A 12,747-nucleotide genomic window follows, 5' to 3' on the forward strand; every position below is an offset into this window, starting at 1 on the left:
AAAGATAAAAATTACGACATAGTAGCCGCTAATATAGTAGCGGCTATTTTATCATTATTTTATCACTCCAGATTTTATCATTAGAACTTTTCAGTTTAAAAAGATAAAGTCCAGGCATTAAGTTCTTTTTATTTATCGTTATCTGGTTTTGTCCTATTTGGGTATCACCAGACATATCATGTGTATTAATTTTTTTCCCTGATAAATCAAAAAGTTCAAAAGTGTAACTTCCAGCGCCTTCTTCAAAGAAATATAAATCTGCAGATTCAGAAACTGGGTTTGGATACAATAACGATTTATTAGTATCCTCTAAAACAAATACTTTTTCCGGCTGTTTATTGTTGAAATTAACGTTTGATAACTTTAATTCTTTTTGTTCCGAATAACCATTTTCAGCAATAAGATTAAAGTTTATAACCTTAATACTAGAAAAATCAGTAGTTCCATTTCCACCAACAAAATCTGCATTTGTTAATGTGAAATTTTTTGCTGTGGCAGTCAAGTTTACATTTGCAGTAAAAACAGAACCATCACCCGTTGTTAATTTAACTTCTAATGCTCCCGTACCTTCAGCATCGAAAGATATTTTTTCATATTCGGAAAGGTCTACAGGGGTAAACCTAGGACTTAATGCTCTATATACTCCTATATAATTAGAAGTAGAACCACTTAAGGCTATATTTCGTTCTATTTGATAACCGTCTTCAATATAAGGTTGTAAATCTTCCAACACATCATAAACTTGAATTTCAGTTCCTTCAGACGAAGCATCTAACCCCCAAGGAGCATCGGCAACAAATAAATCATCTGGTGTTCCACCATTTAAATTACTAATTCTAAAACCAAAATCGAATATACTACCAGTCTTTAGAGCGACCGAATCGAGATACCCTTCAATTGAGGTAGCAAAAGACAAACTTTCTGTTGTCATTGTTTCCGTTCTCTTTACACCACCTTCTAAGTTTATTTGCTCAGATTTATTATTATTTAACAATCTCAATTGCACTTCACCATTAGCATACTTAGCAGATTTAACAAAAACTGGCGGTGGCGTAGAGCCTTTATACTCATTAATAACGGCATGAACTTCTAAAAGGTTTAAAATTTCATCTGCTAAGAGCAATAAGTCATCTACAGTATTCGACCAAATCTGAAAATTGTAATAAGCAGTATCCTCTTCATACGAATCAATATTCCAATGTGATTCAATAACAAACTCATTTTTATTATTTAACCTTGCTGAAAAAGTCAAGGCAAACTCCGTATTTCCGTCGGGTTGTTTGATTATGGATTTGATAAAATCCTTTTCGCGTAATTGTATTGTAGAAACAGACAACAACTGGGCCCCTAAAAATCTATCGCAAATAAATTTACTGTGCTCATAAACTTTATTATCAGTTTTTATTACCATTAATGCTCCAATATTCTCTGAGTCTTTAAGGTAATCCACAGAATATATATCAGAAGCATTAGTTAAATCTAAGAGATCAACCGGAGAAGATTCAATAGTACTTGTCTCGCCAATTATTTCTAACGGAACTAATTCATTCAATGGAATACTATCTGATGTAAACTTACCACTTTTGGCATACAGTGAACTTTTCTTAACAATTTTTGCTGCACTTTTATCAAAAACAAAATTTGTTTTCGCGCGTTTGTAATTTCGTTGACTTATTAAGGTTGACAATCTATCATTACTCTCTAATCCACCTTTATTAGCTCCAGAAGTTAAAGTGATTTTTGGACATGATGCAACGCCAGAACAAGAAGGGTCGTCACAGTCAACAAGACCATCGCCATCATCATCAATGCCATTAATACAATCTTCCTGTGGTACTGGAGCTGTTGGGCAACGTGCTCCGTCATTACTAGAGGCCGCAGGTCCAAAGGCAAAAATATTAGAATTTATTTCTCCATTTGAAATATTCTGAACGCTATCTATTTTATATACTGAGCCAGTCTGATTCGCTGAAATATAAAAGTTGCCATCCACATCAAAATAAACAGCTCCGAAAGCATATCTCAATCCTTCAAGGATTGGTACAACACCCAATGTTGTGACAATGCCTGTATCAGGATCAATCCGATAAAGAATATTGCTTTTTCCCTCAACAGTATACAACATTCCATCTGCGGCGTTAAAAGCCCAATCTGCTATGGCCAAACTTTGACTTAGCTTGAAAGCCCCTAAATATTCTAAATAAGTATCTGATTCGGGATTTATATCCACTTTAAAATACGAAGAACCACCAGCTTTAAAATAATATATACCGTCAGAAGAAATATCTCCCACATATTTGTTTCCAGTTGGTAATTCTGGTATAGTATATTGCTCAACAGAAAAATCCTTACCAATTCTAACAATAGTTCTGGATGGGCTTGCTAAATACCCCCATAAAAATCCGTCTGTGGCATTATAGCCTACCCCGTTCACATTACCCGGTGTAATATCTTCGGCAACCAAATAAGAACTACCTGATGCTAAATCAAGCGCGTAAATATCATTATACTGAAATAAGTACGCATTAAAATCGCAATCAAATGGCTCTGACTGAGCAAAAAGATTTAGATTTAAAAAAAAGATTGCTATTAAAGCAGTTGAGTACTTAAAAGTGCTTTTTAAAAAGTAAAAGATCTTCATAATTTCTATGATTTGGGGTCAATGAACACAACAAACCTAGGAAATAATAATAAAGAATTTTCCTACAATTATATGAGTAACATATATAACACGCTCAATTACAATTTATTGTAGACCAACAATTATAAATTAAGCCAATTATATAAATATGATAATTATGAAATTTACAATCACAACTGCGTATATTTATTAATACAATTTTAAAATCCCATGTTCTTTCACTAATTTGCAATTACTTTTTAGATACTTAGTATGCAACACGTAACTCGACTTTTTGACTTTCCTTATTACCAACTCGAAAAGTATAATTTAGATAAATCGCTCGTCACCAAATATAATGGAGAATGGGTAGCTACCTCTTCCCAAGAATATATAAATAAAGCTAATGCCATTAGTCGTGCATTACTTAGGCTAGGTATTCAAAAGGATGATAAAATAGCGGTTATATCATCGACCAACAGAACCGAATGGAATGTCATGGATATTGGCATTCTACAATTAGGAGCGCAAAACATTCCTATTTATCCAACTATATCTGCCGAAGATTATGCATATGTACTAAACCATAGCGAATCAACATATTGTTTTGTATCAGATATGGAGGTATTTGAAAAGGTGAAAAAGGTTATGTCTACAACCCAGTTGAAAGACGTATTTAGCTTTGATCAAATAGAAGGCTGTAAACATTACTCGGAATTATTTGAATTAGGAAAGGACGACAGCAATCAATCGGAAGTACAAGAAAGAATGGATGCAGTTAAACCTTCCGATTTAGCAACCATAATTTATACATCTGGTACAACAGGTAAACCGAAAGGTGTTATGCTATCCCATAATAACGTTACAAGTAACGCCCTTGAGGGTTGTAAAAGGCTACCTATTTCAGGCTCTGGAACTAAAATTTTAAGTTTTTTACCCATTTGTCATGTTTTTGAAAGAGTACTTATTTACATATATCAATATGCAGGATGTACAGTATATTACGCAGAAGGACTGGATAAAATTGGAGATAATGCTAAAGAAATTAAACCAAATTTAATGTCTGTCGTTCCAAGGCTGGTAGAAAAGGTTTATGATAAAATAATAGCAAAAGGAGCGGAATTGTCCGGAATCAAGAAAAAGCTATTTTACTGGGCCGTTGAAATTGGGGAACAATGGGAACCGTACGGGCAAAATGGATGGTGGTATGGTTTTAAACTTTCAATTGCCGATAAACTAATTTTTAGCAAATGGCGCGAAGCATTGGGCGGTGAGCTAAGTACTATGGTTTCGGGTAGTGCTGCATTGCAACCTAGATTAGGCAGAATTTTTGGAGCTGCTGGCATGCATGTAATGGAAGGATATGGCTTAACTGAAACTTCACCTGTTGTTAGTGTTGGCATGTACGCGAATAAAATGTACAAAGTAGGATCCGTAGGCAAAGCGCTTAACGATGTAGAAATTAAAATTGCAGACGACGGAGAAATTTTGGTAAAAGGTCCAAATGTAATGATGGGCTATTATAAAGACCCTGAGAGAACCAATGAAGTTATGACCGGTGATTACTTTCACACAGGTGATAAAGGAGAAGTTGACAGCGAAGGTTTCCTTAAAATTACTGGACGTAAAAAAGAAATGTTTAAAACCTCAGGAGGTAAATATGTTATTCCCACTTTGTTAGAAAATGAGTTAAAACAATCTAGATTTATAGAACAAGTAATGGTCGTTGGCGAAGGCGAAAAAATGCCAGCAGCTATTATTCAACCCAATTTTGAATTTGTTCAAGAATGGCTAGCAAAGAAAAAGGATATAAAAAACGCAACTGCTGATGCCATTGCATCCTCTAATGATGTAATCGATAGAATTCAAGTAGAACTAGATAAATGTAATGCTGGATTTGGCAAATGGGAAAGAATAAAAGTCTTTAGATTAACTAAAGATGCTTGGACGCCCGAAGCAGGTCACCTCACTCCTACTATGAAAATGAAAAGGTCTGTAATAAAAGAAATGTACATAGATCTTTATAACGATATGTATGGTCGCTCTTAATTAAAAACTAACTCCGTAAACATTATGTTAAGCTAATCTATTTATTCACTTTCTTAAATATTTATTATGCATGCATAATAAATATTCGTATATTTGGTTATACTTATAAAACCACTTATGCGAGATATTACCATAGATTATGCCCTCCGCGAAACTTGGTTATTGGTTGCAAAAATGTATAACGAAGAGGCTAAGAACTATGAAAGTACGATGGCTATGGGTTTTACATTATTAAGTATAGACCCTAAAACTGGCACCCCATCCACGGCCTTAGGACCAAAAATGGGGATGGAAGCCACAAGTCTAACTCGAATTTTAAAGAGTCTAGAAGGAAAAGGATTTATAAAACGTAAACCAAACCCTAAAGACGGAAGAGGTGTATTAATTCATTTAACAGCTACAGGATTAGAAAAAAGAAATCTATCCAAAAATGCGGTTTTATGTTTTAATGAAATGGTTTTACAAAATGTTTCGGAAGAAAAAATTAAGGCCTTTTTCGAAGTAACAGAAACGATTAACAAGCTAATTTCAGAGAAGAATATATTTTCAGATAACACTACAAACAATTAACAAACTAAAGCAATGCGTAAACACATTAATAAGGTCGCAGTTATAGGATCCGGAATTATGGGAAGTGGAATTGCTTGCCATTTTGCCAATATAGGAGTCGAAGTACTCCTATTAGACATTATACCTAGAGAGCTTAACGAAAAGGAAAAAGCTAAAGGGTTGACTTTAAATGATAAAGTAGTTAGAAATAGATTAGTGAACGATTCATTAATGGCTGCATTAAAATCTAAACCCTCACCAATTTACTCACAAAAATTCGCGTCTAGAATTTCAACTGGTAATTTAGAAGACGACATTTCAAAAATCTCAAAAGTAGATTGGATTATTGAGGTGGTAGTTGAACGCCTTGATATTAAGAAAATGGTTTTCGAAAATATTGAAAAACATAGAACACCAGGAACATTAATTACTTCCAACACTTCGGGTATTCCTATCAAATTTATGAGTGAAGGCAGAAGTGATGATTTTCAAAAACATTTCTGTGGAACCCACTTTTTTAACCCTGCGCGATACTTAAAATTATTTGAAATTATTCCAGGACCTAAAACAGCTCCTGAAGTTCTTGAATTTTTAAATGGATATGGCGAACAGTTTTTAGGTAAAACTTCTGTTGTAGCTAAAGATACTCCTGCATTTATTGGTAATAGAATAGGTATTTTCAGTATTCAAAGTCTTTTTCATATGGTTAAAGAAATGGATATGACCGTTGAGGAAGTTGATAAACTAACAGGACCAGTCATCGGACGTCCAAAATCAGCTACTTTTAGAACAGTTGATGTTGTTGGATTAGATACACTGGTGCACGTAGCAAACGGAATCTCAGAAAATTGTAACGACGACGAACGTCATTCTCTTTTTGCCCTACCGGATTTTATTTCCACAATGATGGAGAATAAATGGTTAGGAAGCAAAACAGGACAAGGTTTTTATAAAAAGTCTAAAGACGCTTCGGGTAAGACCGAAATATTGACTTTGGATTTAAATACGATGGATTATCGCTCTAAAAAGAGAGCCAAGTTCGCTACGCTAGAATTAACTAAGACTATAGATAAAGTAATAAATCGTTTTTCTGTTTTAGTTGATGGAAAAGATAAAGCTGGTGAATTTTACAGAAAAAGTTTCGGACAATTGTTCGCTTATGTATCACATCGTATTCCTGAAATAACAGATGAGTTATACAAAATTGATGATGCCATGAAAGCTGGTTTTGGCTGGGAACACGGCCCATTTCAAATTTGGGATGCAATTGGTTTAGAAAAAGGATTAGATCTAATTAAAGCTGAAGGGCAAGAAGCTGCCTCTTGGGTCACCGAAATGAAATCAGCCGGAAACACTTCTTTCTATAGTGTTAAAGATGGGGCATCTTATGCATATGATATTCCTAAAAAGGCGATGGATAAAATTCCAGGTCAGGATGCTTTTATCATTTTAGATAATATTAGAAAATCTAAAGAGGTATTTAAAAATAGTGGTGTCGTAATTGAAGATTTGGGTGATGGAATTTTAAATGTTGAATTTCAGTCTAAAATGAACACTATTGGCGGTGATGTTTTAGCTGGTTTAAATAAGGCTGTTGATTTAGCAGAAAAGAACTTTCAAGGACTTGTAATTGGAAATCAAGCTGCTAATTTTTCTGTTGGCGCCAACATCGGAATGATTTTCATGATGGCAGTTGAGCAAGAATATGATGAGCTTAATGCAGCTATTAAAATGTTCCAAGACACAATGATGCGTATGCGTTATTCATCAATTCCAACAGTATCTGCACCGCACGGAATGTGCCTTGGAGGTGGTTGTGAACTTTCATTACACGCCGATAAAGTTGTAGCCGCTGCAGAAACATACATTGGTCTGGTAGAATTTGGTGTTGGCGTTATCCCTGGTGGTGGTGGTTCGAAAGAATTTGCTGTGCGCGCTCAAGATACCTTCAAAAAAAATGATGTTGAACTAAATGTATTGCAAGAGTACTTTTTAACCATAGGTATGGCAAAAGTATCTACCTCTGCTTATGAAGCATATGATTTAGGCATCCTTCAACCAGGAAAAGATATTGTTGTAGTAAATAAAGACCGACAAATTGCAACTGCGAAGGCTCATGCAAAATTAATGGCGGAAGCTGGTTACACAATGCCTCCCAAGCGAAAAGACATTAAAGTGCTTGGTAAGCAAGCATTAGGTATGTTTTTAGTTGGTACCGATTCTATGGAAGCAAGTCATTATATCAGTGAGCATGATAAGAAAATCGCAAATAAACTAGCATACGTTATGGCTGGAGGTGATCTATCAGAACCTACTCTTGTAAATGAACAATATTTATTAGACCTCGAACGTGAAGCGTTTTTATCGCTCTGTACAGAAAAGAAAACATTAGAACGTATTCAGCATATGTTGAAAACAGGTAAACCACTTAGAAACTAAAACAATGAAAACTGCATATATAGTTAAAGCATATAGAACTGCTGTAGGCAAAGCACCTAAAGGTGTTTTCCGATTTAAACGTACTGATGAATTGGCAGCGGAAACCATCGCATACATGATGAAGGAGTTGCCAGATTTTGACAAAAAACGAATTGATGATGTAATTGTGGGTAACGCAATGCCAGAAGGTTCACAGGGCTTAAATATGGCAAGACTTATTTCATTAATGGGATTAGATATTGTTGATGTACCGGGTGTAACGGTAAATCGTTTTTGCTCTTCTGGAATAGAAACCATTGGAATTGCAACTGCTAAAATTCAATCGGGTATGGCAGATTGTATTATTGCCGGTGGAGCCGAAAGCATGAGTTCAGTACCAATGACCGGTTATAAAACTGAATTAAATTACGATTTAGTAGCCGAAGGTCATGAAGACTATTATTGGGGAATGGGAAATACAGCAGAAGCTGTAGCGAATGAATTTAATGTGTCTCGAAAAGACCAAGATGAATTTGCTTACAATTCGCACATGAAAGCACTTAAAGCGCAAGCAGAAGACCGTTTTCAAGATCAAATAGTTCCTATTGAAGTCGAACAAACTTATATTGATGCGAACGGCAAAAAGGCAACTAAAAAATATACTGTTACAAAAGACGAAGGTCCTAGAAAAGGAACTTCTCTTGAGGTACTAAATAAATTACGCCCGGTATTTGCTGCAGGCGGAAGTGTAACTGCCGGTAATTCATCTCAAATGAGTGATGGTGCTGCATTTGTTATGATAATGAGCGAAGAAATGGTGAAAGAGCTTAATCTAGAACCAATTGCTCGTTTAGTGAACTATGCCGCTGCAGGGGTTCCTCCGAGAATTATGGGTATAGGTCCAGTAGCTGCAATACCAAAAGCATTAAAACAAGCTGGTTTAAAACAAAGTGATTTAGAATTAATTGAATTGAATGAAGCTTTTGCTTCGCAATCACTTGCCGTAATTCGAGAATTAGATTTAAATCCTGATATCATTAATGTAAATGGTGGTGCGATAGCCCTAGGCCATCCATTAGGTTGTACGGGTGGCAAACTTTCTGTTCAACTTTTTGATGAAATGCGTAAACGAAATATGCAAGGAAAATATGGCGCAGTTACTATGTGTGTTGGAACAGGACAAGGAGCTTGTGGCATATATGAATTCCTAAATTAAAAAACGAAAAAAAATAATTGTCTAATTAAAATCACCCCGTAACAATTCTTCCTTTTAGGGAGTAAGAAGGGATTAAAGTATGGAAACAGCAAACAAAGATAACTTACTTCGTGGAGGTCAATTCCTCGTTAAAGAAACTAAATGTGAAGATATCTTTACATTAGAAGATTTATCTGAAGAACAAAAAATGATGCGTGATAGTACCAAAGAATTCGTTGACAGAGAACTTTGGGCACATTGGGAACGTTTTGAGCAAAAAGATTATGCATATACAGAAGAATGTATGCGCAAAGCAGGGGAACTTGGACTTTTAAGTGTAGCCGTTCCTGAGTCATACGGTGGAATGGGCATGGGCTTTGTTTCTACGATGTTAGTTTGTGATTATATTTCTGGTGCTACTGGTTCTTTTAGTACTGCCTTTGGTGCACATACAGGTATTGGAACTATGCCAATTACCCTTTATGGTACAGAAGAACAAAAACAAAAATACGTTCCAAAATTAGCTTCAGGAGAATGGTTTGGCGCTTATTGCCTAACTGAACCTGGTGCAGGTTCAGATGCAAATTCGGGTAAAACAAAAGCTGTATTATCTGAAGATGGAAAACACTATAGTATTTCAGGTCAAAAAATGTGGATTTCTAATGCTGGCTTTTGCAGCATGTTTATCGTTTTCGCTCGAATAGAAGATGATAAAAATATCACTGGTTTTATTGTTGAAAACAATCCTGAAAATGGTATTACTTTAGGCGATGAAGAAAAGAAATTAGGAATTCACTCCTCTTCTACCCGTCAGGTATTTTTTAGTGACACAAAAGTACCAGTAGAAAATATGCTTTCGGAGCGTGGGAATGGATTTAAAATAGCGATGAATGCCTTAAATATTGGTCGCATTAAATTAGCTGCTGCTTGTTTAGATGCCCAAAGACGCGTAATTAATGAAGCAGTTAATTATGCCAATGAGCGTATACAGTTTAAAACTCCGATAATGAATTTTGGCGCAATTAAAGCCAAGATTGCTACAATGACAACAAATGCTTATGCTGGCGATTCTGCAAGTTATAGAGCTGCTAAAAATATTGAGGATCGAATTGCTTTGCGTGAAGCTGCAGGAAATACACACCAAGAAGCAGAACTAAAAGGTGTCGAAGAATATGCAATTGAATGCTCTATTTTAAAGGTTGCAGTTTCAGAAGATGTTCAAAATACAACTGATGAAGGTGTTCAAATTTTTGGAGGAATGGGCTTTAGTGCAGACACTCCAATGGAAAAAGCATGGAGAGATGCTAGGATAGCCAGAATCTATGAGGGTACTAATGAAATTAACAGAATGCTTTCGGTTGGCATGTTAGTTAAGAAAGCCATGAAAGGCCATGTTGATTTACTTGGACCAGCTACAGCGGTTGGCGAAGAATTAATGGGTATCCCTTCTTTTGACACACTTGACTTTTCAGAACTATTTGCCGAAGAGAAAGATTTATTGGCACGTTTGAAAAAAGTATTCTTGATGGTAGCCGGTAGTGCAGTACAAAAATATGGGCCTGATTTAGAGAATCACCAACAGTTAATGTTGGCAGCTTCAGACATTCTCATTGAAGTGTATATGGCGGAAAGTACAATTTTGCGGACGGAGAAAAATGCAAAACGTTTTGGCGAAGAAGCTCAAACTACGCAAATTGCAATGTCTAAATTGTATTTGTACAATGCAACTGAAACAATTATTCAGAAAGGTAAGGAAGCTATTATTTCTTTTGCAGAAGGCGATGAACAACGCATGATGTTAATGGGTTTAAAACGTTTCACAAAATACACTAACAACCCTAATGTAGTAGCTTTACGCACTCAAATTGCTGATAAAGTAGCTGCAGACAATGGGTACACCTTTGACTAATTCAAATTATTAATTTATTTGAATAAATAAAAAGCCGACCAGTTTATGGTCGGCTTTTTTATGCAGTTCAATTGCAATTCTTATAAGGAATGTAATAATTTATTACTCACGTATCGATTCTAATATCGATTCATCAGAATTTTTATTAGAAAATAAAATAGCACATTCTATAAGAGCTAAATGTGAATACGCCTGAGGGAAATTCCCCAATAATCTTTTAGTTTTAAAATCTACATCTTCACTAAAAAGACCCAAATGATTACTGTAACTTAAGAGTTGATCAAAATACTTCATTGCTTTTTCCTCCTCACCTATTTTATACAAGCTATTTATAAACCAAAATGTACAAATGGTAAAAGATGATGAGGGTAACCCAAAATCATCTTCATTTTTATAACGATAAAGCAGTCCGTCATTATTTAAATCTTTTTCAATTGCTTTAACCGTACTTACAAATTTTGGATCTCTTGCAGGAATAAAACCGTACGATTCCATTAACAAAACAGACGCATCTAAATCATCAGAACCATATGATTGTACAAATGATTTTACTTTAGGATTCCAGGCATTTGCATGAATATCTTCTCTTATTTGCTGCTCAAGTTCCTGCCACTTTTCTACTTTTCGTGTCTTTTTAAAGATTCGTGCAACTTTTATCGCTCTATCTATAGCAACCCAACACAAAACCTTTGAGAACGTAAAATGGCGGTCTTCTGCTCTAAACTCCCAAATACCTTTATCAGGTTCTTGCCAATGCTTAGATACAATCCAAACGATACCTTTTGTAATACTCCAAAGTTCCTCTCCATTTTCTATATCTATATTAAACTTTACTAATTGGGTGTAAATAACATCCATTAATATGCCATAGATATCATTTTGCTTTTGTGCATAAGCGGCATTTCCTACTCTCACAGGTTTTGATCCTTTATAACCTGCCAAATGTTCAAGCGTTTCTTCGGTTAGTTTTTTCTCCTTATTAATGCCGTACATTATTTGCAATTTCTCATCCTTATCAGGAATTAAATCAATAATAAACTGCAAATATCTACGAGCTACATTCTTATGTCCTAATTCAGAAATAACTCTTACCACCATAGACGCATCGCGAATCCAGCAAAAACGGTAGTCCCAATTTCTTACTTCTCCAATCGTTTCTGGAAGTGAAGTAGTGGCTGCGGCCAATACAGCTCCTGTTTTATCATAGCTCAACAGTTTTAAAGTAATTGCACTACGACTAATTTCCGCGTTATATTTTCTATACGTAGGTGTCGTGGAGCTCCAATTTAACCAATACACTTTTGTACGCTCTAATTCAAGATATATGCTCTTAGTATTGGGCAGAAGAATCTTCTCATTGTAACCCATTAAGAAGTATCCATCTTTTTTTACTTCAATTTCTCTACCTTCTACTACAGCATTCTTATTGAATGAAGTATATAGAAATACAGTATCAAACTTATCGCCATGCGTTAAACTTGCGACAAAATTATGCTTAACAAAAGTTTCTGTCTTACCAGCTGCATATTCCAATTTAGGATCATATTTAACACTAAACTTAGGCCTTCCAGATATATGACGTACATATCTTACTAGTTCTGGAGGAGAATGATAACTTCCATCTTCTTTATGATAACGCGGCATAAAATCACGTATCTCAAATATATTTTCACCATCAGAGAATTTAGTAATTAATAAAGCTGTATGTTTTTTATACCGTTGCGTAATTGTATAACTATTGTCTACCACAATTTCAAAACTACCTCCTATTTCTTCATCTAGCAGTTTTGCCAAAACAGAAGAAGAATCAAATTCTGGCAAACAACACCAATCAATACTTCCTGTTTTTGAAACTAATGCTGCACTTCTACAATTTCCTATTATTCCGTAGTCTAAATTATCCATTCAATAAAAATATCTATTCAATCTGTTTAACAATTGGTTTTGCGCTTCAATTTGTCGAAATTTAAAGACAAAGAATTTAATAGCGGTCAAAAACTTACAAAA

At 35.1% G+C, this 12,747-nt stretch carries 7 protein-coding genes; 5 read left to right on the forward strand and 2 right to left on the reverse strand.

The annotated features are described in order from the left end of the window. Positions 1–43: 43 nt before the first annotated feature. Entirely contained in the window at positions 44–2,641 is a 2,598-nt protein-coding gene (locus UH7x_RS00525) for a DUF6923 family protein (RefSeq protein WP_482361768.1), read from the reverse strand. Between the two features lie 252 nt (positions 2,642–2,893). Between UH7x_RS00525 and UH7x_RS00530 the strand changes: the two genes are divergently transcribed. The 5 genes from UH7x_RS00530 (at position 2,894) to UH7x_RS00550 (ending at position 10,740) form a co-directional block, all read left to right on the forward strand. Beyond that, positions 2,894–4,669, forward strand: a complete 1,776-nt coding sequence (locus UH7x_RS00530) for an AMP-dependent synthetase/ligase (RefSeq protein ID WP_482361769.1) — start codon at positions 2,894–2,896, stop codon at positions 4,667–4,669. Between the two features lie 117 nt (positions 4,670–4,786). Next, complete coding sequence (locus UH7x_RS00535) at positions 4,787–5,239, forward strand: MarR family winged helix-turn-helix transcriptional regulator (protein ID WP_482361770.1); 453 nt, start codon at positions 4,787–4,789, stop codon at positions 5,237–5,239. Positions 5,240–5,251: 12 nt separating this feature from the next. Continuing rightward, the gene (locus UH7x_RS00540) at positions 5,252–7,657 is read left to right on the forward strand and encodes a 3-hydroxyacyl-CoA dehydrogenase/enoyl-CoA hydratase family protein (RefSeq protein ID WP_482361771.1); all 2,406 of its coding nucleotides are present in this window, start codon (positions 5,252–5,254) and stop codon (positions 7,655–7,657) included. Between the two features lie 4 nt (positions 7,658–7,661). Continuing rightward, positions 7,662–8,852 carry an acetyl-CoA C-acyltransferase gene (locus UH7x_RS00545; RefSeq protein WP_482361772.1) on the forward strand — a complete coding sequence of 397 codons (1,191 nt, stop codon included), beginning with the start codon at positions 7,662–7,664 and terminating at the stop codon, positions 8,850–8,852. Between the two features lie 79 nt (positions 8,853–8,931). Continuing rightward, entirely contained in the window at positions 8,932–10,740 is a 1,809-nt protein-coding gene (locus UH7x_RS00550; RefSeq protein ID WP_482361773.1) for an acyl-CoA dehydrogenase family protein, read from the forward strand. A gap of 102 nt (positions 10,741–10,842) precedes the next feature. Here the strand turns inward: UH7x_RS00550 and UH7x_RS00555 are convergent, their stop codons facing one another. After that, complete coding sequence (locus tag UH7x_RS00555) at positions 10,843–12,645, reverse strand: glycoside hydrolase family 15 protein (RefSeq protein ID WP_482361774.1); 1,803 nt, start codon at positions 12,643–12,645, stop codon at positions 10,843–10,845. Between the last annotated feature and the right edge of the window lie 102 nt (positions 12,646–12,747).

This window comes from Aurantibacter sp. UH7, assembly GCF_056839165.1.